The following is a 24,639-nucleotide window of genomic DNA, read 5'->3' on the forward strand; positions in this document are numbered from 1 at the left end:
GAAACCCCGGAGACAGCCGTGGGAGGAGACCGACTTCATGCCGATCACGGTAGACACCACCGGGCCTGAACGGGATCGGCCGAACGGCCGGAACTGCCACCGCGAACGATGGCCGTACGGCCGAGGCGGGAGCCCGGGCCCTCGGGCGAGGGTGAAGCCACGACAAGCTAGTCCTCCCCTGCGGCCTCATCAGGAGTACGCCATGCAGCGCAACAGATTCGTCGTCGGAGTCGTCGGCGGTGCCACCGCCGTGATCGCTGTCGGCGCCCTCGGCACCCGTCTCCTCGCCGACCCCGAGTCGACGAGCCGGCTGGACTCCCACAGCACGGTCACCGTCGACGGGCACAAGGCACTCGCCGCGAGCATCGTCGCGGGCCGTACCCAGAGCAGGTACCACCCGCTCCCCTGGGTCGGAGACAAGGTCACCGGGGTCACCTGCCCGACCGGGCTCAAGGCCGTCGCCGGGGCCACCGTCACCTGTACCGGCAAGAAGGCGGACGGCTCTGGCGTACGAATCCCGGTCCGCGTCGTCAGTGCCACGGACTCGTCCGTGACCTGGAAGTTCGAGCGCTGAGCGGAGGCCCGGGAAAATGACCGCGGTACTGGCCGGGCACGGTCTGGTGAAGAAGTACGGCGCCACCACCGCCCTCGCCGACGACAGCACCATCAGCACGTCAGGCGCGATCCAGCTCGCCGTCTGCGTCACGCTGGGAGCGCTCGCCATGTTCGCCGCGATCGGCGCGAGCCGCCCCCTGCTGCGCAGGGTGACAGCGGACCCGACCCGCACGGCCAACTGAGAGATCATCAAAACATGACCACCCCCGTGTCCGGTTCCGCCCCGCCCATCCGGGTCCTCATCGCCGACGATCAGCCCATGGTCCGCACCGGCTTCCGGTTCTTCCTGGACGCCCAGCCGGACATCACGGTCGTCGCCGAGGCCGCCGACGGCGAGGAAGCGGTGGCACTGGCCCGCAGGCTGCGCCCCGACGTGTGCCTGCTGGACATCCGGATGCCCGGGCTGGACGGACTGGAGGCGACCAGACTGCTGGCCGGGCCCAAGGTGCCCGACCCGCTGCGCGTGGTCGTGGTCACCACCTTCGACCTCGACGAATACGTCTACGGCGCACTGCGCGGCGGCGCCTGCGGATTCCTCCTCAAGGACTCCGGACCCACCCTCCTCGCCGAAGCCGTCCGCGCCGCCGCGGCCGGCGACTCACTGGTCTCCCCCTCGGTGACCGTCCGCCTGCTCAAACACCTCACCGAGCAGCCGGAGCCCGCCCCGACGCCGGTCCAGGAGCCGCCCGCCGAGCCGCTCACCGACCGTGAACTGGACGTCGTCCGGCTCGTCGCCGCTGGCCGCACCAACGCCGAGATCGCCGCCGAGCTGTACATCTCGCTCTCCACGGTCAAAACCCACCTGTCCAGCGTCCAGCTCAAGCTGCCGGCCCGGAACCGGGTCGAGATCGCCGCCTGGGCCTGGCGCAACGGGCACACCTGAACAACTGTCCTTGTTCCTCAGGCTCGGCCGAGGTCAGACCGGTCCCCGGGCTCTGGGCGATGTCTACGAAAGGCTGATCCTTCACCATGCTCACTTCCCCTGGATGACGAGACATCCAGCGTCCAGGTTTCGGGATCTCTGCGGCCACTCCAAAGCGGGCCAGAACCTGTTTTTGCCTACCACCAACCCCGGCCGAACTCACCGCACAACCTTGAAACGAGATCACTGAGTGGCCGTTGACATCCCACTCCAACGGACATGGCCCTGGCAACGACTCACCGCCGCGTTTTCGCTGGTTTCGGTCAGCCCAGCTGCTCGGCGAGCCAGTCGTACATCAGCGGCTGCACCCGGGCGTAGTACTCCACGTTGCAGTGCAGTCCGTCGTCGATGAACTCAAGCTCCACGGGGCCGCCCAGGGCTGCCACGAGCCGCTTGGCGGCGGAGGCGTCCACCACGTTGTCCCGCCCGCTGTGGACCACCAGTGCCGGGCAGGTGACCTTTCCGGCAACGTCCTCCAGCTTCATCCTGGCGAAGAAGCCCAGCACTTCCTCGGTGGACTCCATCCCGCTGATCATGCGGAACAGTGCGTGTTCCGGGGTGCGTCGCAGACGGGCGCTGTCGGCGACCACGTCGTAGATCGCACCATGGCACACCACCGCCGCGACACGCGGGTCCGTCGCCCCCCTGACCACGTAGTAGGTGCCCAGACTCGCGCCGACCAGCCCGAGCCGCCGGCTGTCGACCTCCGGTCGTCCTTCGAGGAAGTCGATCGCCGCGGAGATCACCACCTCGTAGTCGGCTCTCGTGGGCAGGCCGAGTTCACGCACGGTCTCGCCCTGCCCCGGGCCGTCGAACGTCAGGGCGGCGATGCCGCGGGCGGCGAGCGCCCTGGCGCCCAGTCCGTCGGCTTCCTCCTTGCTCGCATCGGTTCCGCCGAGCACGATCACGACCGGATACGGCCCGCGATCGGCTGCTGGGAGGTAGAGGTAACCCGGCAGGTCGACCCCGGAGAAGGGGACGGACACGGGAACCACCGGCCGCGCCGACAGCGCGGTGGACCTCCGGAAGGCCTCAACGCACCGCCGGTACGTTGCGGAGCACAAGGCGGGGTCGGGGACGTTCCAAAGGGAGGCGCCGAGGAAGTACAGCGCGGCCGTCCGGTAGCCGGCCTCGGCCGTCACGGCGTGATCCCTGGACTCGGCGCTCTCGGCACGGAAGAACCATTCCTGCCCCGAACGTTCCATCTCCGTGTGCCAGTGTCCGGCGTGGGGAATGCGGTCCAGCGTGCGCATCGCCTCGAAGACGTCCAGTCCTTCGGAGATCAGCCTCATCATCTGGAAGGCCAGCGGCAGGTCGTGGTGCAGGCGTCGGGCTTCGGCAACGGGCATCGGTCCTCCTGGGGATGCGGTTCAGCCGGCGGTGGCGCCGCCGTCGACGGGGATCACGGATCCGGTGACGTAGCCCGAGTCCGCGCCGAGAAGCCAGACGATCGTCGCCGCGACTTCGTCGGGCTCGGCGATGCGGCCGAGCGGGAACAGTGCTGCGAACCTCTTCTCCGCCTCGTCGGCGGGGACACCCGGCATCCGCTCCGCGAGGATCTCCTCGAACTGGGATGTGCGGACCGGGCCCGGGCACACGACGTTGACGCGGATGCCGTCGCCGGAAACCTCCAGGGCCGCCGATTTGGTGAGGCCGACGACCGCATGTTTGGCGGCGGAATACGCCGACGCGTTGCGGACCCCGCGCAGCCCCTGCAGGGAGGAGACGTTGACGATCGCGCCTCCGCCCGCGTCCCGCATGCGGGGAATCTGGTACTTCATCGACAGCCAGGCCGTCTTGACGTTCAGTTGCATGATCTCGTCGAACGCGGCCTCGGCATAGCCGTCCACCGGCTTGAGTCCCCTGCCGCCGCCGGCCGAGTTGACGGCCAGGTGCACGGCACCGAACTCGCGCACGGCCTCCTCGGCGACCCGCGCCGCCTCCGCTTCCCGTGTCAGGTCGGCGGTCACCTCGATCGCGGTACCGCCCCCCTCACGGACCTCTTCGGCGACCGCCGCGAGGGCGTCGGCCCGCCGGCCGGCCAATACGAGCGCGACCCCGTGACGCGCCAGTCTCAGGGCGGTGGCACGGCCGATGCCGCTGCCGCCTCCGGTGACGATGGCGGTCTTCCCCCGCAGGCTCATGACGCCACCGCCGGGAAGGAGACGAGTCCGAGCTGCCGTGCGATGGCGAACTCGTCCCACATGAACCAGCCCTCGACGATACGGTGTGCCGAGTCGAAGCGCATCATGCCGATCTCGCGGAAGTGCAGGCGTCCACCGGTCGCGGGAACACCGAGAAAGGGTGCGCTGTGGGTGGCGCTGACGCTCCATCGGGCACAGAGGCGATCGCCTTCTCCGGTCATCTCCTCGATGGTGCGGACCTGGTCGGTCATGACTTCCATCATGCCCCGGTACCCGGCCACGAAATTGTCGTAGGACGATTCTCCCTGCGGATAGGTGGGCAGACCGGCGGCGCTCAGCAGGCCGGCGCCGCCGGCGCGTGTCGCGGCGAAATCAGGTGCGAACACCTTGTCCACCAGTTCCAGCCTCCCCCGGACGATCACCTCTTCCTGGAGAATCCGGAACGTCTCCTTGTTCCGCACGACCTCGTTCTGGTTTTCCATTTCAGCCTCTTTCTCTTCGCAGTGGGGTGCCTATGCCGCTACGCATGAGTTCGCTGCCTGATCAGGTGGGCGATCTCGTTGCGCACGGCGATGAACTCGTCGAGTGACTTGGTGGTGATCTGGTCGCGCGGCCCGGGCAGTTTCACGGGAATCGTCGTGACCACGCGGCTCGGCGGCGAGGAGAGCACCAGTACACGGTCGGCGAGATAGACGCTCTCGTCGATGTCGTGTGTGATGAACACCGTCGTCATGCCGAACTCCGCGTGCACCCGCAGGACGAGGTCCTCCAGGTCCTCCCGGGTCTGGGCATCGACGGAGGCGAACGGCTCGTCCATCAGCAGCAGGCGCGGACGGTAGGCCAGCGAGCGTGCGATCGCGACCCGTTGCTGCATTCCGCCGGAAAGCTGCCAGGGGTAGCTCCTGGTGAACTCGCTCAGGCCGACGGCTTCCAGGGCCTGTGCCGTCCGCTCGGCCCGGACCTTTTTCGTGATGCCCCGGTATTTCAAGGGAAACTGGATGTTGGCCTCGACGGTCAGCCAAGGATACAGCGATTCCCGGTAATCCTGGAAGACCATGCCGAGATCCTCCGGGACCGAGCGGATCTGCTTGCCGGACAGCATGACCGATCCGCCGGTGGAAGTCATGAGTCCGGAAATGCAGCGCAGCAGTGTGGTCTTGCCGGCGCCTGACGGGCCGACTATCGAGAGGAATTCCCGCTCGTGCACGTCGAACGAGACGTCCGCGATGGCCTGATGGGACGAGGACCGCGAGCGGTAGGTGTGTTCGAGGGAGGTGACTTCCAGCATGCCCGGACCTTTCTGAATATCAGTTTCCACGGCCGCGTGCTCCCTGATGCCACGCCAGGGCCCGTCGTTCGAAGGCGAGGAAGAGGCTGTTGAGCACCACGCCCAGGAGTCCGATCGTGATGATGGCGGCCCACATGCGGGGCATCGCGAACATCTGCTGGGCACGGATGAGCTGGTAGCCCAGGCCGCTGTCGCTCGCGATCATCTCGGACAGCGCCACCAGGATCAGCGAGATCGACAGGCTCACCCGCATGCCTGCGACGATCTTGGGCGATGCCGCGGGCAGAACGACACGGCGGATCCGGGCGCCGCGCGGAATCCGGAAAGCCGACGCCACGGCCAGCTGTGTGGTGCTGACGGCACGGACCCCCTCGACGGTGTTGAGCAGCACCGGCCACAGGGCTCCGAACACCACCAGTGCGACGCGCATGCGGAACCCCGTTCCCAGCACGACCAGGAACAGCGGGATCACGGCCGGCGGGGGGATGGCCCGCAGGAACTGCAGGGGCGGGTCGACGTACGCTTCCAGTTTCCCCGAGCGCCCGAGCACCACGCCGATCACCACACCCAGCACGACGGCGATACCCCAGCCCGTACCCAGCCGGGTGAGCGTCACCAGCAGGTCCCGCGCCCACGATTCCTGCGCCACCGGCCCGCTGCCGCCGCCGGACCACTGTTCGCCCAGTGTGGTCAGGATTTCGCGTGGTGGCGGGAAGTAGACGGATCTGGCGCTGACGGCCCAGAGCTGCCACAGACCGATACCCACGGCCAGCAGGACCCAGCGCTGGACGAAACCCGACGCGGCCAGCGCTGCCGCGACCGCCATCCGGCGCGTACGCGAACGGTATGGGGCGGATGCCGGCACAGCCATGTCAGATCCCCTCCTGTGCGCCGTCGGCCCGCCAGGGGCACAGCCGCCGGCCGAGCCGCAGCAGTGCCCAGTTGGTGAGCAGGCCGAGGAGTCCGGCCGCGGCGGTCGCGGCGTAGGTGGCGGTCATGCCGTTTCCGCTCTGGCTGGAATCGTTGATGTACGAACCCAGTCCGCCGGTCGACGCGACGAGCATTTCCGCACTCACCGCGACGACCAGGGCGATCGCACCCGCCACCCGCATACCGGTGACGATCAGGGGCAGTGCACTGGGGAGTTCCACGCGAACAAGTACCGCGATACGGCCGAGGCCGAACGCCCTCGCGGTGTCACGCGCACCCCGGGTCACGTCGTGCACTCCGTAGATCGTGTTGAGCAGGATCGGCCAGATGCAGGCGTAGACCACCATCCACATGTTGGCCTGGAAGGTCTGGCCGAACATCAGGATGAACAGCGGTATCAGTGCGACGGCGGGGATGGGGCGCAGCAGCTCCAGCGGGGCACGTACGAGCCGGTAGCACAGGTCGGACGACCCCAGCACGACGCCGGACGGAACCGCGATCGCGGTGGCGAGTGCCAGCCCGGACAGCAGGGTGAGCAGGGTCTTGCCGATACGTTCGAGGAACGCGGGGTCGCCCAGGAGCGCCAGCAGTCTGCCGAGGACCGTGGTGGCGTCGGGGATGTAGGCGGCGTTCACCGGGCTGAGGACAGTGGCCGCTTCCAGGAGAGCGAAGAAGGCCAGCGCGCCGGTCAGCGCGGGGACCGCTTTCGGCAGCCGCATGATCACATCACCGGGCCAGGAGCCCGGCGGGGGCGATCCGCCGCGGGATGGCGCCGGCCTTGACCAGCCGGTCGACCGGCTGTGCGAGCAGGGCGGGGTCGTTCTTGGTCACGAAGGAGGGCAGCGCTATGCGGGCTGCCACGTCGGCCGGCGTCCTGGCCACGGACTTCGCGACGCTGCGCACCAGAGCCGGGTCCTCGTTGGCCATTGCGGAGGCTTCCGCGATGGCATCGCGGAGCGCTGTGACGGTCTTCGCATGGGCCTTGGCATAGCTGCTCATGGCGTACACACCGTCGAGCGCGACTTTCTGGTTGGGGCCGGTGAGCGCGTCGAGGACGAGGTGCGTTCCCAGCTGGGTGCCGAGCGTCGTGATGAACGGCTCCACCGTGCAGGCGGCATCGATGCTGCCCTGGTCGAGCGCGGGGCCCTGGTTGGCATAGAGCAGTTCGACCCAGTGGATCTTCTTCGGATCGACACCCGCGCTCTCCAGCGTGGGTCCGGCGATGAGGTTGCAGCCGGTCATGGTCGGTGTCGCGATCTTCTTGCCCTCAAGGTCCTTGGGGGTGCGGATCGCGGGGTTCTTGGACACGATGCCCACGGTTTTCGGTGCGCCCCGGCTCACCTCGGTGACCAGCTTCATGTCCTGGCCGTTGCCGACCGCGATGAGGAACGGTGACAGCGAGGAGTAGACCATGTCCGTGTCGCCGGTGGCCATGGCCGGAAAGGCGGCCGCGACGTTGGTGACCGGCTTGAGGGTGACCTTGATGCCTTCCTTCGCGAACAGGCCTTTCTGCTGTGCGATGTACAGCGGCGCAGCGTTGATCACGGGGGCGACCGCCAGCGTCACCTGCCGGTCGAGCCCTCCCTGCGAGCCCTGGCCGCCGGCGCCGGTGGCGCCCCCGCACGAGGTGACCATGCCCAGCAGGCCGGTCAGCGCGACAGCCGAGGTGAGGGCCCGGACCGCGGGACCGCGCCGCGCCAGGAACCTTCCGGGTGTCGGGGGTCTTGCCGCGCGAACGCGCTGCGGGGGTGGGGAAGGGGCCGCGGCGTCTTCGGGTCGTGGTGCCATGTCGTCCTCCTGGCGTGGTGGGAGAGGTCCGGACAGTCCGTCGGGGCTGTCCGGGCGGCGGGGAGAGCGGGACGGGTATGGTCGTCCCGCGACGTTCACGGAGCCTGGCGGGTGACGATCGCGTCGGGCGCGAGGCCGGTCAGTGCCTCGGCGCGCATGCGGGCGGAGTAGGTGTCCGCGTCGACATCGAAGAGACCGAACCGCTGGACGTTGTGGAGCAGGAAGTCGTTGACTCCGCCGCGGTAGAGCAGTCCTACCTCGCCGCGGAGGAACAACTCCCGTTCACGGTCCGTCAGGTCGTAGGCTTCCAGGGCCTGTCGCGGAGCCGTTCGCGCCAGGGTGCGCAGTTCGGCGTCGCCGGCCAGGTCGTGCAGGAAGCGGTCGGCGTCGTAGGCGCTCACGCCGGCACCCGCCAGGCGGCGTAGGAGTGGCCGAATCGTTCCTGCGGCTCGCAGAAGACCGGCCGGCTCCCGCCGAGTGCGCCCAGCAGGCTGATCCAGTTGAGCAGTTCGCCTCCGACGTTGCCCGCCCGGTGCAGCTGCCGCGGTGTGGCCTCGCGCACCAGAGCGTCGATCTCGCCCCCACGGACGCACTCGACGACTCTGGCCGACCACTGCGGTGCGGGCACCCCCCAGATGCGGGCGGACGCTATGCGGGGGCCGCCCACCTCCAGGGAGAAGCTGCCGCTGGCCACCAGTGCGACGCGCAGGTGATCGGGCCAGTCGGCGAGCACCGCGGTCACGGCGCGGCCCAGCGCCGCGCACCGTTCGGCGGCGGGCAGGGGGGAGACGATCCCGTTCACGTACACCGGGACGACGGGTATGCCGAGGTCGGGCAGGAGGAAGTGGACGGGAACGAGTACCGAGTGGTCGGCGGCGAAGCGGCGCAGCTGCGTCGGGTCGAACCCCAGGCCGGTCAGGCCCTCGTGCAGCGTTGCGGCCAGGGCGCGGTCGGACGGTACGGTGCGGGGCGCGAGCCCGTCGGTCGCGTCGTTCGGGCCGTCGAAGGAGTCGGCGACGCCGACGGCGAATGTGGGGACGTGGTCAAAAAACGTGTTGAGGTGGTCGGAGTCGAAGAGGACCACAACGTCGGCTCCGGCCGCGGCCAGCTCCTGCCGCACGCGTGTGTACAGCCGTGCCACTTCGCAGCCGGGCCCTTCGCGGTCGACGAGGGCGGGGAAAGCGGGTGTGTGGGGCACGCCGTAAGCACCGACGATCTTTGCCATCGCCTGCCTCTCAAGCTGTTGCGCCGGGGGCGGGTAGGGGGAGGAGCGGAGGGGCATCGCTGCCGGTGTCTGTCGCCTCCGGCCGGGCGCGTTGGCCTGGTGGGGGCCGAGCGGCGGCAGAAGAGCGGGGTTCGCCGGTGACGGCTTCTCGGGGCACGCGGACGGCGGCCGGGAAGTGAGGTGCGGCCAGCCTGAGGCTCACACTCCGGCTGCGTCCGCGCTGGAGGGGGCCAGGATGGCCTCGGCCGGGACCAGGTGGGCGAAGGCACGGGTGATGTCCAGGGCGGCTGTGTGCACTTCCTGTGGTGCCGCCGCACACGCGTCCGGCACCAGGAGGGGACGCAGGCCCAGATCCGCTGCCGCGAGCGCGGTGCCCAGCACGACGAGCTGGGTCGCCACTCCCGCGAGCAGGAGGCTGTGCCGCCGGCTCTGGCGCAGGAGCAGCTCCAGGTCACTGCCCGCGAAGGCGCTTATCCCGCGCTTGCGGACCGTCCACTCCCCCGGTGCCGGGGCGACCGAGGGATGGAACTCCGCTCCCCAGCTGCCCTCGACCAGGGCCTTGTTGGCCTTCACCGCGGCGAGAAGGGGGATGTCGTCGCCCACCTCGGGGTGGCCGGGGCGGTAGGTGACGGCCACGTGGGCGACGGGGACGGATTCGGCCCGCGCCCACGCCAGCAGGCGTGCGCAGACGGACAGGGCCTGGTCGACGCGGGCCTGGTCCTCGGCCGGGACCGCGAATATCCCGTCCGGGTCCACGACGTCGTTCTGAAGGTCCATCAGGACTAGGACCGTGTCGAGGGGATCGATGGTGACCACGGGTTCTCCTTGGCTCGGAGAGGGGCTGCAATGCGCAACAGGCATAGCGGCATAGGGGGATGTTCCGGTAGCAAAGGAATGCACTCCGCATATCCGCTGCCAGTGAAGCTAATCAAACAGATAGATGCTGTCCATACTTTTTGCAGAAGTCATTTCTGTTGGCGTGCGACCGCCTGAAACCACACCGGGACCGCCGGCGTCGTCGTGTCCCGGCGTCACGGTTCTGCGGTGCCCGGGCCCGGATCCGTGCGAAGAGCCGCCGGTCAGGCGAGCGGTGTGCCGTCTGCCGTCACGAGCCCGGCCACCTGGGCCGACAGCCGCGCAAGGCGGCCTGCTTCCGGCGGCGACAGAGGCCGCACCAGGGTGCTCTGCACCTCGTTGACCGCTGTGGTGTGTTCCAGGAGGAGGGCCCTGCCGGAATCCGTCAGCCGCAGCAGCACTCGTCTGGCGTCCCGGGGGTCGGGGGCTCGCAGCAGCTCCCCCCGCTCGGCGAGCCGACGTAACACCCGGACCGCCGTTGTCTCCTCGACCGAAGCCCGGCGTGCCAGCACCCCCGGGGTCAGCGGTTCGTCGTGGTGGAGCACATCGAGCAGGGCGTACTGCGCGGGAGTGACATCGGGACCCACGAGGCGTTCCCAGAGCCGCGCGTGCTGTTGCCGTGCGCGGCGGAGCACGAAACCCGAATGCGTCAGCGAGGTCCGCACCTCTGCCGGAAGCGAGCGCGTCCCCTCGCCGGCCATCGCCCAGGGCCACTCTCGCTGGTCGCTGTCGGCCACGCGGGTCCACAGGTCAACCACTTCGGTCCGGGCCGCTGTGTCCAGCGGAGCGAGCAGCAGGTCGTCGACGCCCCTGACCAGCGGCGCGACCCGCTCCAGCGCGGCCTCTCCGGCGGGCAGCAGCGAGAGCACGCGGCGGCGGCCGTCGCGGGGGTCCGAGGTCGTTTCCACGAGATCACGTGCGCACAGGAAGCGGGTGACCTCTGTCATCGTCGCCTTGTCGGCGGCGATCCGGTCGGCAACCCGGATGTGGTCGAGACCGGGCTCTGCCCTGAGCGCGACCAGGGCGGCGTAGTGCGGGGTGGTCAGCTCGCCCACGATCTGCCGCCACAAGGCGACACGCCGCTGTTCCGCCGCGCGCAGACCGAAGCCGGGCGCCTCCAGAACGCGCAGCGGACTACCTCTGCCGCATGCGTAGCGGACCGGATCAGGCCGTGCTTCCTCCCGTGCCACGCCGTCAGTCTGCCATCGCCGGCCGGCCTCGCGCCGGGGCGGGCCGACGGAGTCCGGGAGAAGGCTGATCCGCCTGCCGTACCACCCGGCGGGACGTCATTCTTCCTCCGTTCTCGCGGTTGCGCGTCAGGTGCGCGGGTGCGCGACAGGCCGACACGAAATCCGCGACCCGAGCAGCGTTGTCATGGTTCACCGGCTCGCGGACGCGGCGCGTGCGCCGATGTCGCGCAGGTACGCGTCAGCCAGAGCGGTGACGCCGAAGTCGGCTGCGGCATCGCCGTACACGTAGAAGTCCGGCCGGATGAGGGCCGCGGAGGAACCGTGCTCCCCCAGCCACGACGTGTACGCGCCCTGCACGTCCACGACCGTGTGCTCGCCGGCCTCGTCGCCGAGGCCGACCACGGTGACGCCGACGGCGGCCAGTGCCCTGCGGCGGGCGGCGTCGATCCGGTCGACGACCTGTCGGGGCCCGATCAGCGTCCCCGGTGTCCCGGCCACGTCGTCCAGCAGTCCCTCGCCGTCCCTCCCCCGCACGACCGCCTGGATCGAGAGGGTCCCTGCGTGGCCGTTGCCCACTCCCCGGTGCAGCCCCTTGCCCAGGTGCGGAAGCGGTCTGGGCGCCGATACCTGGCCGACCGCCAGTTCGCTCTTCATGCGCTCGTCACGCAGGCGGGCCTCGTCCTGGTCGCTGATGCAGATCACGCCGCCGAGCTCCATGGAGAACTCGATGAAGTCACGGACGTGGTCGGCGCGTTCGGTTGTGTAGGTGTCGAGCAGCCGCGGGTCGGCTCCGCCCAGGACGAGGTCGAGCTTCCACTCCAGGTTGACCGCGTCACGGATTCCCGAGCACATGCCCTGCCCGGCGAACGGCGGCATCTGGTGGGCGCTGTCACCGGCGAGCAGCAGGCGGCCGTGCTGCCATTTCTTCGCCCAGCGGGCCTGGAACGTGTAGAGCGCACAGCGCTCCAGTTCGGCGGTTTCCGGGGTCATTCCCCAGGGCCGGAGCAGTTCCCAGACCCGCTCGGGATCGGCGAAGGTCTCGGGGGCCTCGCCGGGGAGCCGCATGAACTCCCAGCGGCGACGGCCGGGGCCGCCCGGGACGAGCGTGGTCGGGCGATCGGGATCGCACAGCTGCCAGATGGGAGGTGACAACGGGAACGGCCCGTGCGGGACGACGTCGGCCACGAGCCAGTCCCTGAAGTAGCCGAAGTCCTCGAAGTCCTCGCCGAGCCATCCCCGGACGGTGCTGTTAGCGCCGTCGGCGCCCACCACGAACGCGGCGCGTACCTGCCCGCGGGCGCCGGTGCCGTCCTCGAACTCGACCTCGACGCCGTCGGCGTCCTCGCGGTGTCCGACCACGTTCTGTCCCCGGCGGACGGTCACCGAATCCGATTCCGCGACCAGGGAGTCGAGTCGCGCCTCCAGTGAGGGCTGGTGGAAGAAGTTGCTCACGTTCCAGCCCGACGGGCCGCGACCGCGCCAGTCCAGACGCAGCAGGGTCTCCCGCTCCGCGTTGCGCCACTCGTAGAAGTCGTCATAGGGCTCGACGATCCCGCCCAGTGAGGTGGGCGGCAGGCCGACGCCCTGCAGTGCCCGTGCCGTCTCGTCGTCCAGGTGCACCGCACGCGGCAGTGGGTAGGCCGAGTGCTGCCGCTCCAGGACCAGGACGCTTCGTTCGCGCCGGCCCAGTTTGAGTGCCAGCATCCGGCCTACCGGGCCGTAGCCGACGATGACCACATCGTAGGAGTCCATCTGCATCCTTCTCGGTACGAGGGACCCGCCGTGCGTCTGCCGCGGTGCGGGTCCTCTCCTGTGACGACGGCGCGGTGGCCGCCGGGTTCAGCCGGACGTCGGGTTGCCCCGCGCACGGCCTGCCGTGACGCGTTGCGCAGCGCCGCGCGCACCCCGCTCCGTGCGGGCCGGGGCGAGATGACGGTCGACCGTGAGGATGCCGAGCCCGCACAGGACCAGTGCCGCCACGATCACGGCGAAGAACGCCGCGGTGTCGTCCCGCGTCATCGAGAGCACCGCGCCGCCGGCCAGTGCACCGGCCACCGACGCGATCCGGCCCGACGTCATCGCGACGCCAAGGCCCGTAGCGCGGCTCTCCACGGGATAGGCACTGGTGCCGACCGCGGACAGGCCCGCGTTCACCACGGCCATACCGAGCCCGGCCAGCCCGGCGAGGACCAGGAAGCCGGTTCCTCCCATGGCCGGTACGGAACGGGCGAGACGGACGAGCAGGGGCATGGCCCCGACGGCCGCGACGGAGAGAAGGACTCCGCCGATGAGCGTGGGCCGGGACCCGAACACCGCGACGAGGTATCCCATCGAGACCGCGCCGGCCATGGCGAAGAGGAAGAAGACCATGCTGGCGCCGAACGAACCGGTCAGCGACAGGCCGGCGCGGCTCAGCACCGACGGCAGCCACGAGTTGATCGCGATGTTGGCGAAGAATATGGCGAAGAACGCCGTCCAGAGCCCGAGGTTCAACCGGAGGTGGGGACGCGTCAGCAGGCGGCCGCCCGGCGCCCGCACGGCTTTCGCCGCCGGTGCCTTCGTGTCCTGCTGTTCGAGTTCTCCGGGATCCACCGGCCGTCCGGTCATCCGACCGAGCAGCCGAGCAGCCGCCTCGCTGCCCTCACGCGCCAGCACGAAACGGGGTGACTCGGGCACGGTGCGGACGAGGACGAGGAGCAGGGCCAGCGACGGCGTTCCGCAGATCAGGAACATCCACCGCCACCCCAGAGCGGGGATGACGACCAGCGCTGTGGCCGCGGCGACGGCACCGCCCGCCACTGTCGCCATGCCGAGCAGCCCCATGGCCTTCGTGCGCGAACCGGGCGGGAGCAGCTCCGCCACCAGGACATAGGCGTTGGGGATCGCGGCGCCGAAGCCGAGACCGCAGACGAACCGCAGCGCTGCCAGTTCCACGATCCCGGTACTGGCGCCGGCGGCCATCACCATCACGCCGAAGAGCAGGACGCTGCCGAGGAGGACCCGACGGCGCCCCCTGCGATCGCCCAGCCGGCCGCCGGCTGCGGTGCCCACGGCCATGCCCAGCAGGGCCGCCGCGAGCGCCGGGCCGAAGGCGGCCGGCGACAGGTTCCACTCCCGCATCATGGTGGGCGCGGACAGGGCGGCCAGCTGCAGATCCACCCCGTCGAACACGAGGACCGCGACGATGGCGGCGACGACGGCCTTATGCCGTCGGCTCACACCGCGCTCCTCCAGGACCAAGTCGATACTCACCGTTGAGCTCTCCTTGCCGTTGTCAGGCAGACAGGGGATTGTCCGGGCTCACGGGCGCCGGACGTCGGGGTCGGGACCGGTTCCGGCGTACGCCGTGGGGATGTGGGTCCATCCCCGGGCGAAGGCGGCGAGCGGCTCGGGGTCGACGGTGACCGGAGCGTCCGCAGTACCGGGCACGACCGGCACCAGCAGGTGCGAGTCGAAGTCGCCTCCCGTGTGCAGGACGTGCCGGCCGCGGTTGCGCGTCTCGAACTCGTAGGGGAACCAGACCTGGCCCGGCTCGCCGGTGAAGTTGCCCGTCACCACCACGCGCAGACGCTCGCCCTTGTGCCAGAAGCGGCTCGTCGCGCACAGCGGGATGTCCACCGGCACGATCTCGCCGGGCGCCAGCGGACTTTCCCGACGGAACGTCAGATACGGTACGGCAGGCGTCGACCGGGCGGGATCGGTCTCCCGGCACGACACCCGCAGCATCCCCGCGGCTCCCCACCACACTCCCGTGGCAGGCTGCCCGAGCGCCAGCACCGGCCTGGCCTCGCCGTCCCGGCCCACTTTCTGGACGAGGACGAAGAGGTCCATGTCGTTCGCGCCGTCGGCCTCCACCCACAGCCGGAGCTTCATGTAGCCGGTCAGCTCGGTGTCCTCGTCGAATCTCAGGTCGAACGACGCGGAGCCGGCCGTGGAGTCATAGTCCGCCGATGCCGCGGACCCGGGACGCTCAGGGCTCATGGTCCCGGTCGCGGCGTCGAGGAAGAGTTCGGTGTGCTGCGCCCGCGCGAGCGGCCACTCCTTCTCCCGGCGCCGCGTCCGGTGGTCCCACTCGCCCGCGTCCTGGACGTCCAGCCGCACCCGCGGGGTCAGCTCCCACCCGTTGTGCTGGCCCTTGAGGAACCGGTCGAAGAAGCGGCGGAGGTCTTCGAGGTTCTCCGGGGCGTACTGGTCCGGCCACTCGTACTCGCGGTGGATGCGCAGCCACTTCTGCGGGGACGCGATCCGCTGGAACGCCTCCAGCGTCCCGGTCAGGTGGCAGCAGTTCCAGCCGGCGGCGATGTACGCGGGCACCTCGATCTTCTCCAGGTCGGCGATCTTCCCTTCCCAGTAGGCGTTCATCGCCGGGTACCGCCGGAGCATGGTGTTGATGTCCTCGACGCGGCCGGAACCGTGCAGCATGCCGACGCGCCGGGCCATGAACGCCAGTTCGGGGATCCCTCCCGGGCACAGCGCCTGCCGGTAGTAGTCGGTGACGCCCTCCCAGGGCGCGATGCAGGCCAGGTGCGGCGGCCGCTCGGCCGCCGCCCACCACTGGGACACCGCGAGGTTGGAGTTGCCCGCCATGCCGACCCGGCCGTTGCTCCACTCCTGCACCGCCACCCACTCGATGAAGTCGTAGATGTCGCGCGCCTCGGTGTGGCCGTAGAGCTGGATGTCTCCCTCGGAATGACCGACTCCGCGCGGGTCGGGATTGGCGATCGCGTAGCCCTGGCGGCACCAGTAGTCCGGATCGGGGCCCTCGAACTTGGCCGCCGGTGACAGCGTCCCGGCAGGCACTCCGGCCGGGCTGGACGCCGCCGCGATTCCCGCGCGCTTGCCGAACTGGCTCCACCCGATGATGGTCGGCACCGTGTCCGCGCCCTCGGGACGGTAGATGTCGGCGTAGATGACGGTCCCGTCGCGCAGGGTCACCGCGACGTCCCGGTCGCAGCGGATGCCGTCGACGACCTCGGTACCGGGCTGCGGCGAGGGGTACCGCTCGGGCGCCTGCGAGGGCCTGACGGCGTCCCGCCAGACCACGGAGATCGCCTCGTCCTTGTCCTGCCCGTCCGCGGGGGCATTTCCGTTCTGGTTCGTCATCGCTGCCTTCCGTGGTGTGCGTGCGTGAGCGCCGGTGGTACGACGCCTACGGGAGTCGCCCGCCCGGCCTGCCGACGGGGCAGGGCCGACCGGGCACAGATGTCCGGCCTGACGCGATCGGCGGTGGATGCCGCGATCAGCCGGCCGTGTGACGGTCCGGTGGCGAAGCGCACTGACGGCCCGCCCATGTGTGCAATCGCCACATCCCGCAATGGGTCGGGTGGCCGGGAAGCGGTCCGTCCACAAGACGAAAACTCCGCAAAACAGAGTCATGTTCTGCAAGTCAGAAGATTGAGCCCAGGATCCCTTCCCGGTCAAGAGGGCGACACGGCTTCGAAACACGCGCGGCGGCCGACACGGAACTACGCGGGTACCGGCAGGCGCCGTTCACCCTGTCGACGACCTCCCTCGGCGGCTTCCATACCGCCGACCACCGGGCGGATCGCCATGGACCTCTCCGGGACGAGGACCACCGGGTGGCGCTCTCGGCCCGGCGGGGCGGAATCCGCAGGCCGGGCACGGTAACCGCGGTGGGCCGGGCGTACGGTCCGCCCCAGTGGGATACCCTGCGGCCCGCTGCCTCCGCCGAGGACCCCAAGGGGTCCGACGGAACCCGCACTGCATGGCCCCCCGTACCACGACACGGGACCTGCCGCCTCCGGGACACTCTGCCGCGGTCCCGGTCCGGCGGCCGGGGCCCGCGGCGCCGGCCGGCGCCCGGCAGTACCTCTTGGCGGACGCGGCGACCCACCGGGGCGGGACGTGATCCGGCCACCCGACGGGATCCGGACATTTCGGCGTCCGGCTTCACGACGCCCGCGCCCGGACCGGAGCGGCCTGCACCCGCAGCGGGATCCGGCGCCGGGAGGCACGATCCGCGCCCGGCGCCGCGGACCCGGGCGCCGTGGCGGAGCAGACACGGACGACACACCCACGTTCCCTGAGACATCCGCAGGAAAGCATTCCGGGAACAGGAGTGCACCGGCCCGGGCCTTCTCTCCGAGCCGACTCCCTGGAATTGCGGCGGCCCTGCCGCCGCCCCGGACGGCCTTCCACGACACCGCCGGCCGTCAGCGGAACCCGGCATCCTCCCCTGCGGGAAAGCCGACGGCAAGGAGGGGTTGACAGGGGAGTCGCACAGTCGAGATTCTTCTTAGCAGAGAGATACTCTGACTTACAGAGAACGAATAGACTGGTTGACGGTTTGGAGACAGGCATGACCGATCAGGACCGTCTCCTCGCGGAGGTGCGGCAGGGGATGATCCCGGCGCACATCTACAACGACGAGGAGATCTTCCGGCTCGAACGTGAACGGCTGTTCAGCCGTGCGTGGGTGTTCGTGGGGCACGAGTCCGAGATCCCCCAGGCCGGTGACTACGTCGTGCGGCGGGTGCTGGAGGACTCGTTCATCGTCTCGCGGGGTGAGGACGGCCGGGTACGGGCCCTGTTCAACATGTGCCTGCATCGCGGGATGCAGGTGTGCCGGGCGGAGATGGGTAACGCCTCCCACTTCCGCTGCCCCTACCACGGCTGGTCGTACCGCAACGACGGGCGCCTGGTGGGGCTGCCGTTCCACAAGGAGGCCTACGGCGGCGAGGCGGGCTTCCGCCGCAAGAGCCAGGCGCTGCTGCCCGCGCCGTCGCTCGACACCTACAACGGGCTGATCTTCATCAGCATGGACCCCGACGCCCCGCCGCTGACCGAGTACCTCGGCGACTTCGCCTTCTATCTCGACTACTACACGAAGCAGTCGCCCAGCGGGATCGAGCTGCGCGGCCCGCAGCGCTGGCGGGTCAAGGCCAACTGGAAGATCGGCGCGGAGAACTTCGCCGGCGACATGTACCACACGCCGCAGACCCACACGAGCGTGGTGGAGATCGGCCTGTTCCGGGAGCCGAAGGCGGAGAAACGCAAGGACGGCTGCACCTACTGGGCCGGCAACGGGGGCGGCACGACCTACAAGCTGCCGCCCGGCACCCTCGACGAGCGGCTGCGCTACGTCGGATACCCCGACGTCATGATCGAGAAGATGAAGAAGACCTGGTCGCAGGAGCAGCTCGACCTCATCGGCCGGGACGGCTTCATGATCTCCGCCGCCTCGGTGTTCCCGAACATGAGCTTCGTGCACAACTGGCCCAGGGTCGAGGACTCCGACGACGTTCTGCCGTTCATCTCGATCCGCACCTGGCAGCCCGTCGGCCCGGACGAGACGGAGGTTCTTTCCTGGTTCGCCGTCGACGCCGAGGCCCCCGAGGAGTACAAGGCACTGTCGTACAAGGCCTACCTGATGTGCTTCGGCAGCACTGGCATGTTCGAGCAGGACGACGTGGAGAACTGGGTGTCGCTGACGAACACCGCCGCGGGTTCGATGGCCCGCCGGCTGCTGCTCAACAGCCGGATGGGGATGCTGGAGGACGGCACGCCCGTGGTACCGCCGCTGACGGCGGAGCAGTACGCGGGCCCGGGACAGGCCCACGTGGGATACGGCGAGTACAACCAGCGCCATCTGCTGGAGCGCTGGGCCGACCACCTGGAGCGCCCGACCGCTCCCGTGCGGCAGGTCCAGGTCAGCGGGGTCGGCGAGCGTGCCACCGCGGCGAGCCCGGCCGACGGCACCGCGCAGGCGGGGAAGGAGTGACCATGTCCCACGCGAGCCCGCGTCCGACCGGCAACGGCGGCCCGTACTCCGCCCAGTCGGCCCTCGGCGGCCACGCCCCGAGGATCCAGCGGGCGGGCCGGTCGCTGCCGTTCTCTGACGAGCGCCACCTGCAGGCACACCACTGGCTCGTCGAAGAGGCCTACGTCCTCGACGCACAGCACTACGACGACTGGCTCGACCTGCTGTCGGAGGACATCCACTACATCATGCCGGTGCGTGTCACCACCGCTCTGGGAGCCGGCTACGACTCAGCCCCCGGCATGGCCCACTTCGACGAGAACAAGTACTCGCTGTCGCGGAGAGTCGCGCGGTTCCGGACCGAGCACGCCTGGACCGAGGATCCCCCCTCCCGGCTGCGGCACTACGTCGCGAACGTGCGCACCTTCGCCACCGAGGATCCCCATCACCTCGTGGTGGACTCCGCCGTACTGCTCTACCGCAGCCGCGGCGACGTCCAGGAGGCGGCGGTCGTCTCCGCGGGACGGGAGGATCTCCTGCGACGCGCCCCGGACGGCACCGGATGGCTGCTCGCCCGGCGCTCGATCCTGGTCGACGACTCGGTGCTGCGCACCCAGAACCTGGCGATCTTCCTGTGACGCTGCGCTGGGAAGGGGAAGAGGAGGACGCGCAGGCCGCCGCCCGCGCGGCAGCCGAACGCGGTGACCTCCTCGCGCACCGGTCGGGTGAGGAGATCGTGCTGGCGAACGAGTTCGCCGAGGTCCGTATCTGCCGGGTGGAGACCCGCAACGGCTCACGGCTGCTGATCGAGTCACCGAAGTCGGGTCAGTGGGTCGCGTTGTGCCCGCTCGAACTGGAGGCGCTGACCTGGCAGAACCCGCAGACGTTCTCGCAGATGATCGGCAGGCCGTTCGGCCCGCTCATCGACGCCGACACGGAGGAGGAATGATGTCCGGCTGGCTGGAGGGCAGACGAGCGCTGGTGGTCGGCGCCGGTTCGGGAATCGGCCGCGCCGTGGTGGACGCCTTCCGCGGCGAGGGCGCCCGCGTGGCCGTCCTCGAACGGGACGCGGCCAAGTGCGACAAGCTCGCCGAGGAGATCCCGGGCCTGCCGGTGACCGCGGGCGACGCCACGACACGCCGGGCGAACGACGAAGCCGTCGACGCCGCGGTGTCGGCGTTCGGAGGACTGGACGTACTGGTCAACTGCGTCGGGGTCTTCGACTTCTACCGCGGTCTGGGAGACCTGGACGCGGCCCTGGTCGACGATGCCTTCACCGAGATGTTCGCGGTCAACGTCAAGAGCCACATCCACTCCGTCAAGGCCGCCCTGCCCGCGCTGCGGGAGAGCCGCGGCTCGATCATCCTGACCGAGTCGGCGTCGTCGTACTACCCGGGACGCGGCGGCGTGCTGTACGTGTCGTCCAAGTTCGCGGTACGGGGGCTGGTCACCGCGCTCGCCCACGAACTCGCGCCGGAGATCCGGGTCAACGGCGTGGCTCCGGGCGGCACCGTCGGTACCGACCTGCGCGGGCTGGGCAGCCTCGGCCTGGACACCCGCAGCCTGGGCGACGCACCGAACCGGGCCGCCGAGATCGCGGGCCGGGTCCCGCTGCAGGTGGCCCTGTCCGGCGCCGACCACGCGTGGAGCTATGTGTTCCTGGCTTCCGAGCGCTCACGCGGCGTCACCGGCGGAGTGGTGCACCCCGACGGGGGGATGTCCGTCAAGGCGTGACGAGGTCGCGCACCGGTCCGATCCAGGAGGGACTCACACATGGCCGTCATGAAGGCCGATCCACAGCTCTGCCAGGGCTATGCCAACTGTGTCGTCGCCGCCGACGACGTGTTCGATCTCGACGACGACGGGGTCGTCGTGCTCCTGAGGACCGACGTCCCGGAGTCCGAGCGGCCACGCCTCGAAGCCGCGGCCCGCACCTGCCCAGTCTCCGCACTGAAGGTGGCGGACGCGTGAGCCCGACCGCGGTCGTCGTCGGCTCCTCCGTCGGGGGCGTGCGTACCGCACAGGCGCTGCGCACCGCCGGGTACGAAGGCGAGGTGGTGCTCGTCGGCGAGGAGCACACCCTGCCCTACGACAAGCCGCCCCTGTCCAAGGCTCTGCTGAGCGGGGCCGCCACCGCCGAGAGCGTCACCCTGCTGACCGAGCGGGCGGCGGCCGAGGCGGGCATCCGTCTCGTGCTGGGCCGCGCCGCGACCCGGCTGGACGTCGTGGAACGCTGCGTGGAGCTGGCCGACGGCGAACACCTCGCCTACGACCACCTCGTCATCGCCACCGGGGCACGCGCCCGGCCCTCGCCCTGGGGCCGGCCGGCCGGCGTACACGTCCTGCGTACCCTGCGGGACGCCACGGAACTGGGCCGGGACCTGCGCCGCGGTGGCCCTCTTGTGGTCATCGGGGCCGGCTTCGTCGGCGCGGAAGTGGCCGCGACCGCCCGCGCGATGGGCGTCGAGGACATCACCGTCGTCGATCCCGCGCCGGTACCCCTGAGCCGGGTGCTCAGCCCAGATGTCGCGGAGCTGTTCGGCCGGCTGCACACCGAGCGCGGTGTCGTCACCCGGTTCGGCCGGGGCGTCACAGGCATTGAGACCACCGCCGCAGGTCTGTCTGTCCATCTCGACGACGGCACGGCACTGCCCGCCGCCACGGTGGTGGTCGGTATCGGCGCGGTGCCCAACGACGAATGGTTGCGCTCGTCCCGGCTGCAGGTCGACGACGGCGTGCTGTGCGACGAGTACTGCCGTGCCCTCGGCGCGCAGGGCGTGTACGCCGTCGGCGACGTGACGCGCTGGCGCCATCCCCGGAACGGCCGCCCGACGCGCCTGGAACACTGGACCAACGCCGTCGAGCAGGCCTCGTGTGTGGCGCACAACATCACCCAGCCCGACCGGCCGCGCACCTACGAACCGGTTAAGTACGTCTGGAGCGACCAGTACGACTGGAAGATCCAGATCACCGGCAGCACCGGCGGCGACCTGACCCATGTCACGGTCCAAGGACCGGAGGAGGCCGGTGCGTTCGCGGTCCTGTACTGCGACGTGAAGGGCCGGTTCGCCGGCGCCGTGACCGTGAACTGGCCACGGGCGCTGGTCCGGTGTCGCCGTGCGGTGAGCACGGCGCCCCCGCTGGAGGAGGTACGACGCACGGTGCAGGCCATGGTGAGGCGAACGGCGGAGGCGGTCGGATGAGCACCACGAAGCCTCCCCAGGCGGACGGGCTGGCGCCGCTGCGCGCGATGATCGCCCAGGCCTGCCGGGTCCTGGCCGCCCGGGGACTGGCCGACGGGATCCTCGGGCACATCAGCCTGCGCGTCGACGAACGACGGCTGCTCGTCCGCTGCCGCGGGCCGCAGGAACGCGGTCTGGCGTTCACCACCGAGGCCGACATCCGGCTGGTCGACCTCGACGGGCGGCCCGGTGTCGCCGGTGAACTCGACGGCGGCTACGCCCCGCCGAACGAGCTGCCCCTGCACACCGAGGTACTGCGCACCCGCCCCGACGTCGCCGCCGTGGTCCACGCCCACCCGCCGGACGTCGTGTGCGCCGACCTCGCCGGCCTGGCGATCCGCCCGATCGTCGGCGCCTTCGACATCCCCGGCACCCGCCTCGCGGCCGACGGGGTACCCGTCTATCCGCGCGGAGTACTCATCCGCAACAGGCACCTCGCCGCGGAGATGGTTTCCGCCATGGGAGAGCGCCCCGTCGTCCTGTTGCGCGCGCACGGCCTGACCAGCGCTGCCGCGACGGTGGAACAGGCTGTGCTGCAGGCCGTCAGCGTCGACCAGCTCGCCGGGCTGTCTCTGCGCATCGTGGGAGCCGGAGGGAAACTGGCCGACCTGCCGGAGACCGACATGGCCGAACTGCCCGACCTCGGCGGAGCGTTCAACACGCAGACGGCCTGGCGACACGAACTGGCCCGTCTCCCTTAGGACGTGCGGAGCGCTTACCGATGGCTCCCCGTTCCAGCGGGCGTTGGCCGGCTACGGGTGTGCCGGGAGTACAAAGGCTGTTCCGGTAGCACAGTTCGAAGCGATCCTGCCGTATCGGGATGAGCAGCAGCGACGTCTGCTGCTGACGTGCCGACGGAGACCGGGGGCTCGATCCCGCAGATCGCCACGCGGTCTCCGCAACACCCGACGGGCCCCGTGCCCGCATCCCGGTGCCCACTTCGCCGCGCGCCGTCCACGCTGCCCCTCGGCCGACTCGACCGTCTCGCCCTGGGAACAGCGGCCTGAGGCACGGGTCTTGACTTCACCCAGACCGTGAAAAGAAGGTACTTCTGTACTACAGAAATTTTCGAAGCCCGGCGCTGGCGTCTCCTTCCGGCGGACGGTGCCGGTGGCCCCGTCGTCGCGGCCAAAGGAAGTGTCATGTCCATCCACGTCACCGGAGTCGTGGCCCTCGCGCTCGTCTTCGCCATCGGGTCACTCAGACCCGTCAACATCGGCGCCCTCTCACTCGTTGCCACATTTCTCATCGGAGTCCTGGCGGCACACGAGGACACCGACAAGATCTTGTCCGGATTTCCTCCTGATCTCTTCGTCCTGCTCGTCGGCGTGACCTACCTGTTCGGCCTCGCGGCTGTGAACGGCACGCTGGAATGGCTCATCGGGCGGGTGGTCAGGCTCCTGGGGGACCGGCCCGCGCTCGTCCCCTGGCTGATCTTCTGCTTCTCGGCGGTGCCTACTACGGCAGGAGCGTTGGGTCCGGCCGGTGTGGCCATGCTCGCACCGCTGTGCCTCAGACTCGGGGAGCGTTACGGCATCGACCGGCGTATGTGCGCCCTCATGGTCATGCACGGCTCGTGCCTCGGTAACTTCTCACCGCTCAACGGCCTGGCCGTCATCGTCGAGCAGGCGGCCAAGTCAAACGGAATCTCGGTTTCGGCTGCCACCCTCTTCCTCGGCAGCGCGGCTTACAACGCCGGCCTGGCCGTCGTCATCTACTTCGTCTTCGGCGGCCGTTCACTCTGGCGTGAGCGCGGAATACGGCCGCCTGCAGTCACACCGACGTCGATGTCCGCCGCGCGGACCCCAGCGCTGGTTCGTGAAAGTGCGACAGCCGGCAGCGCGAGCGCCCCCGGCGCGAGGAGCGGTGGACCATCGGGCGAGTGCGGCACCGACACCTCCGACAGCACGACGGTGCCCCTGCGGATGGACCAGGCGATCACTCTCGTGGCTCTGGTCGGCGTGGCGGTCGGTGCGCTCGTCTTCGATATCGAGATCGGCTTTCTCGCCCTCATAGCGGCCACGCTTCTGCACACGATTTTTCCCGTCAGGTTCTCGAAGGCCGACACCCGGATCGTCTGGTCGGTCGTGCTCTTGATCTGCGGCGTTGTCACGTTCGTCGCGGCTCTGCAGCGCTATGGCACTGTGGCGGTGGTAGGCAAGGGCATCGCCGATATGGGCGGGCCTGTGCTGACGTCGTTCCTTCTCTGTCTGATCGGGGCGCTCACCTCGGCATTCGCGTCCAGCGCCGGCCTGCTCGGTGTGCTCATACCGCTGGCCGTGCCGCTTCTCAGCCAGGGTGAGGTCGGCGGCACCGCCATGATCGTCGCGCTGGCAATCTCAGCCACCGTGGTGGACTCGACGCCGTTCTCGTCGGTGGGCGCGCTGACACTGGCCAACGCCCCGGAGAATCAGCGTCCACAGCTGTTCCGCACGATGCTCACCTGGGGCCTTTCGATGGCGGTGACCGCACCGATCGTCACCTGGCTGGTTTTCATCCTGCCAAGCACACACTGACCTCGCCCCTGTCGTCTGCGGACAGCCCCGGCCCTCAGTCCGGAGAAGACGCACGTATAAGCGCCGACGTCCGTGAACTGGTAGTGGCTCTCGCGAATCCCTGCCCGACCTGGTCAGGTTGGCCGAGCGATCCGGGCGTGTCGCGGGTGGCGAGACCCCCAGATGCCAAGTCGGTCCGACGCTGCGAACCCGGGGACGTGGCCG

At 69.9% G+C, this 24,639-nt stretch carries 25 protein-coding genes; 11 read left to right on the forward strand and 14 right to left on the reverse strand.

What is annotated here, in order from left to right:
- Positions 1-202 precede the first annotated feature (202 nt).
- From AB0D74_RS45600 to AB0D74_RS45610, 3 genes are read left to right on the forward strand one after another with little or no spacing between them, the layout of a single operon-like run.
- Positions 203-574 (forward strand): DUF4333 domain-containing protein, encoded by a 372-nt coding sequence (locus AB0D74_RS45600; RefSeq protein WP_362600761.1) that lies wholly within the window; start codon positions 203-205, stop codon positions 572-574.
- Between the two features lie 16 nt (positions 575-590).
- Positions 591-797: a hypothetical protein gene (locus AB0D74_RS45605; RefSeq protein ID WP_362600764.1), complete on the forward strand. Its 207-nt coding sequence runs from the start codon at positions 591-593 to the stop codon at positions 795-797.
- 14 nt (positions 798-811) lie between these two features.
- Positions 812-1,498 carry a response regulator transcription factor gene (locus AB0D74_RS45610; protein WP_362600767.1) on the forward strand — a complete coding sequence of 229 codons (687 nt, stop codon included), beginning with the start codon at positions 812-814 and terminating at the stop codon, positions 1,496-1,498.
- Between the two features lie 302 nt (positions 1,499-1,800).
- Here the strand turns inward: AB0D74_RS45610 and AB0D74_RS45615 are convergent, their stop codons facing one another.
- The 14 genes from AB0D74_RS45615 to AB0D74_RS45680 all read right to left on the reverse strand — a co-directional run bounded on the left by AB0D74_RS45615 (position 1,801) and on the right by AB0D74_RS45680 (position 16,060).
- Positions 1,801-2,886: an alpha/beta hydrolase gene (locus AB0D74_RS45615; protein WP_362600770.1), complete on the reverse strand. Its 1,086-nt coding sequence runs from the start codon at positions 2,884-2,886 to the stop codon at positions 1,801-1,803.
- Between the two features lie 21 nt (positions 2,887-2,907).
- On the reverse strand, positions 2,908-3,681 hold the full coding sequence (locus AB0D74_RS45620; protein WP_362600773.1) for a glucose 1-dehydrogenase: 774 nt from the start codon (positions 3,679-3,681) through the stop codon (positions 2,908-2,910).
- A complete protein-coding gene (locus AB0D74_RS45625; RefSeq protein ID WP_362600776.1) occupies positions 3,678-4,142 on the reverse strand; it encodes an ester cyclase in 465 nt (154 codons plus the stop codon). The genes AB0D74_RS45620 and AB0D74_RS45625 overlap by 4 nt, the downstream gene beginning before the upstream one ends.
- A 59-nt stretch (positions 4,143-4,201) precedes the next feature.
- Positions 4,202-4,969: an ABC transporter ATP-binding protein gene (locus tag AB0D74_RS45630; protein ID WP_362600779.1), complete on the reverse strand. Its 768-nt coding sequence runs from the start codon at positions 4,967-4,969 to the stop codon at positions 4,202-4,204.
- A gap of 19 nt (positions 4,970-4,988) precedes the next feature.
- Positions 4,989-5,795 (reverse strand): ABC transporter permease, encoded by an 807-nt coding sequence (locus AB0D74_RS45635; RefSeq protein WP_362600782.1) that lies wholly within the window; start codon positions 5,793-5,795, stop codon positions 4,989-4,991.
- Positions 5,796-5,841: 46 nt separating this feature from the next.
- A complete protein-coding gene (locus AB0D74_RS45640) occupies positions 5,842-6,618 on the reverse strand; it encodes an ABC transporter permease subunit (protein ID WP_362600785.1) in 777 nt (258 codons plus the stop codon).
- Positions 6,619-6,625: 7 nt separating this feature from the next.
- Positions 6,626-7,687, reverse strand: a complete 1,062-nt coding sequence (locus AB0D74_RS45645) for an NrtA/SsuA/CpmA family ABC transporter substrate-binding protein (RefSeq protein ID WP_362600788.1) — start codon at positions 7,685-7,687, stop codon at positions 6,626-6,628.
- A 95-nt stretch (positions 7,688-7,782) separates the two neighbouring features.
- Positions 7,783-8,088 (reverse strand): hypothetical protein, encoded by a 306-nt coding sequence (locus AB0D74_RS45650; RefSeq protein WP_362600791.1) that lies wholly within the window; start codon positions 8,086-8,088, stop codon positions 7,783-7,785.
- A complete protein-coding gene (locus tag AB0D74_RS45655; protein ID WP_362600794.1) occupies positions 8,085-8,912 on the reverse strand; it encodes a hypothetical protein in 828 nt (275 codons plus the stop codon). The genes AB0D74_RS45650 and AB0D74_RS45655 overlap by 4 nt, the downstream gene beginning before the upstream one ends.
- Before the next feature lie 198 nt (positions 8,913-9,110).
- Positions 9,111-9,728, reverse strand: a complete 618-nt coding sequence (locus AB0D74_RS45660) for an isochorismatase family cysteine hydrolase (RefSeq protein ID WP_362600797.1) — start codon at positions 9,726-9,728, stop codon at positions 9,111-9,113.
- A 263-nt stretch (positions 9,729-9,991) separates the two neighbouring features.
- The gene (locus tag AB0D74_RS45665; RefSeq protein WP_362600800.1) at positions 9,992-10,957 is read right to left on the reverse strand and encodes a MarR family transcriptional regulator; all 966 of its coding nucleotides are present in this window, start codon (positions 10,955-10,957) and stop codon (positions 9,992-9,994) included.
- A gap of 189 nt (positions 10,958-11,146) precedes the next feature.
- On the reverse strand, positions 11,147-12,709 hold the full coding sequence (locus AB0D74_RS45670; protein ID WP_362600803.1) for a bifunctional 3-(3-hydroxy-phenyl)propionate/3-hydroxycinnamic acid hydroxylase: 1,563 nt from the start codon (positions 12,707-12,709) through the stop codon (positions 11,147-11,149).
- An 87-nt stretch (positions 12,710-12,796) separates the two neighbouring features.
- The gene (locus AB0D74_RS45675; RefSeq protein WP_362600807.1) at positions 12,797-14,209 is read right to left on the reverse strand and encodes an MFS transporter; all 1,413 of its coding nucleotides are present in this window, start codon (positions 14,207-14,209) and stop codon (positions 12,797-12,799) included.
- Positions 14,210-14,257: 48 nt separating this feature from the next.
- A complete protein-coding gene (locus AB0D74_RS45680) occupies positions 14,258-16,060 on the reverse strand; it encodes a CocE/NonD family hydrolase (RefSeq protein WP_362600810.1) in 1,803 nt (600 codons plus the stop codon).
- Positions 16,061-17,276: 1,216 nt separating this feature from the next.
- Here AB0D74_RS45680 and AB0D74_RS45685 point away from each other — a divergent pair.
- The 8 genes from AB0D74_RS45685 to AB0D74_RS45720 all read left to right on the forward strand — a co-directional run bounded on the left by AB0D74_RS45685 (position 17,277) and on the right by AB0D74_RS45720 (position 24,435).
- On the forward strand, positions 17,277-18,698 hold the full coding sequence (locus AB0D74_RS45685; RefSeq protein WP_362600813.1) for a Rieske 2Fe-2S domain-containing protein: 1,422 nt from the start codon (positions 17,277-17,279) through the stop codon (positions 18,696-18,698).
- 2 nt (positions 18,699-18,700) lie between these two features.
- Positions 18,701-19,315 (forward strand): 3-phenylpropionate/cinnamic acid dioxygenase subunit beta, encoded by a 615-nt coding sequence (locus AB0D74_RS45690; protein ID WP_362600816.1) that lies wholly within the window; start codon positions 18,701-18,703, stop codon positions 19,313-19,315.
- Positions 19,312-19,626 carry a hypothetical protein gene (locus AB0D74_RS45695; RefSeq protein WP_362600819.1) on the forward strand — a complete coding sequence of 105 codons (315 nt, stop codon included), beginning with the start codon at positions 19,312-19,314 and terminating at the stop codon, positions 19,624-19,626. The genes AB0D74_RS45690 and AB0D74_RS45695 overlap by 4 nt, the downstream gene beginning before the upstream one ends.
- Entirely contained in the window at positions 19,623-20,411 is a 789-nt protein-coding gene (gene hcaB, locus AB0D74_RS45700) for a 3-(cis-5,6-dihydroxycyclohexa-1,3-dien-1-yl)propanoate dehydrogenase (RefSeq protein WP_362600822.1), read from the forward strand. Before AB0D74_RS45695 ends, hcaB begins: the two co-directional genes overlap by 4 nt.
- Positions 20,412-20,450: 39 nt before the next feature.
- Positions 20,451-20,648 (forward strand): ferredoxin, encoded by a 198-nt coding sequence (locus AB0D74_RS45705; protein WP_362600825.1) that lies wholly within the window; start codon positions 20,451-20,453, stop codon positions 20,646-20,648.
- Positions 20,645-21,880: an FAD-dependent oxidoreductase gene (locus tag AB0D74_RS45710; RefSeq protein WP_362600829.1), complete on the forward strand. Its 1,236-nt coding sequence runs from the start codon at positions 20,645-20,647 to the stop codon at positions 21,878-21,880. The genes AB0D74_RS45705 and AB0D74_RS45710 overlap by 4 nt, the downstream gene beginning before the upstream one ends.
- Positions 21,877-22,620, forward strand: coding sequence for a class II aldolase/adducin family protein (locus AB0D74_RS45715; RefSeq protein ID WP_362600832.1), 744 nt, complete (start codon positions 21,877-21,879; stop codon positions 22,618-22,620). Before AB0D74_RS45710 ends, AB0D74_RS45715 begins: the two co-directional genes overlap by 4 nt.
- 441 nt (positions 22,621-23,061) lie before the next feature.
- On the forward strand, positions 23,062-24,435 hold the full coding sequence (locus AB0D74_RS45720) for an SLC13 family permease (RefSeq protein WP_362600835.1): 1,374 nt from the start codon (positions 23,062-23,064) through the stop codon (positions 24,433-24,435).
- The last annotated feature ends 204 nt before the right edge of the window (positions 24,436-24,639 follow it).

The organism is Streptomyces sp. NPDC048278 (genome assembly GCF_040652195.1).
In the GTDB taxonomy this organism is placed as follows: Bacteria; Actinomycetota; Actinomycetes; order Streptomycetales; family Streptomycetaceae; genus Streptomyces.

Coding starts and splice junctions, on each gene's coding strand:
- AB0D74_RS45600 (WP_362600761.1), top strand. CDS start 203: ATGCAGCGCAACAGATTCGTCGTCGGAGTCGTCGGCGGTGCCACCGCC.
- AB0D74_RS45605 (WP_362600764.1), top strand. CDS start 591: ATGACCGCGGTACTGGCCGGGCACGGTCTGGTGAAGAAGTACGGCGCC.
- AB0D74_RS45610 (WP_362600767.1), top strand. CDS start 812: ATGACCACCCCCGTGTCCGGTTCCGCCCCGCCCATCCGGGTCCTCATC.
- AB0D74_RS45615 (WP_362600770.1), bottom strand. CDS start 2,886: ATGCCCGTTGCCGAAGCCCGACGCCTGCACCACGACCTGCCGCTGGCC.
- AB0D74_RS45620 (WP_362600773.1), bottom strand. CDS start 3,681: ATGAGCCTGCGGGGGAAGACCGCCATCGTCACCGGAGGCGGCAGCGGC.
- AB0D74_RS45630 (WP_362600779.1), bottom strand. CDS start 4,969: ATGCTGGAAGTCACCTCCCTCGAACACACCTACCGCTCGCGGTCCTCG.
- AB0D74_RS45635 (WP_362600782.1), bottom strand. CDS start 5,795: ATGGCGGTCGCGGCAGCGCTGGCCGCGTCGGGTTTCGTCCAGCGCTGG.
- AB0D74_RS45640 (WP_362600785.1), bottom strand. CDS start 6,618: ATGCGGCTGCCGAAAGCGGTCCCCGCGCTGACCGGCGCGCTGGCCTTC.
- AB0D74_RS45645 (WP_362600788.1), bottom strand. CDS start 7,687: ATGGCACCACGACCCGAAGACGCCGCGGCCCCTTCCCCACCCCCGCAG.
- AB0D74_RS45655 (WP_362600794.1), bottom strand. CDS start 8,912: ATGGCAAAGATCGTCGGTGCTTACGGCGTGCCCCACACACCCGCTTTC.
- AB0D74_RS45670 (WP_362600803.1), bottom strand. CDS start 12,709: ATGGACTCCTACGATGTGGTCATCGTCGGCTACGGCCCGGTAGGCCGG.
- AB0D74_RS45680 (WP_362600810.1), bottom strand. CDS start 16,060: ATGACGAACCAGAACGGAAATGCCCCCGCGGACGGGCAGGACAAGGAC.
- AB0D74_RS45685 (WP_362600813.1), top strand. CDS start 17,277: ATGACCGATCAGGACCGTCTCCTCGCGGAGGTGCGGCAGGGGATGATC.
- AB0D74_RS45690 (WP_362600816.1), top strand. CDS start 18,701: ATGTCCCACGCGAGCCCGCGTCCGACCGGCAACGGCGGCCCGTACTCC.
- hcaB (WP_362600822.1), top strand. CDS start 19,623: ATGATGTCCGGCTGGCTGGAGGGCAGACGAGCGCTGGTGGTCGGCGCC.
- AB0D74_RS45705 (WP_362600825.1), top strand. CDS start 20,451: ATGGCCGTCATGAAGGCCGATCCACAGCTCTGCCAGGGCTATGCCAAC.
- AB0D74_RS45715 (WP_362600832.1), top strand. CDS start 21,877: ATGAGCACCACGAAGCCTCCCCAGGCGGACGGGCTGGCGCCGCTGCGC.
- AB0D74_RS45720 (WP_362600835.1), top strand. CDS start 23,062: ATGTCCATCCACGTCACCGGAGTCGTGGCCCTCGCGCTCGTCTTCGCC.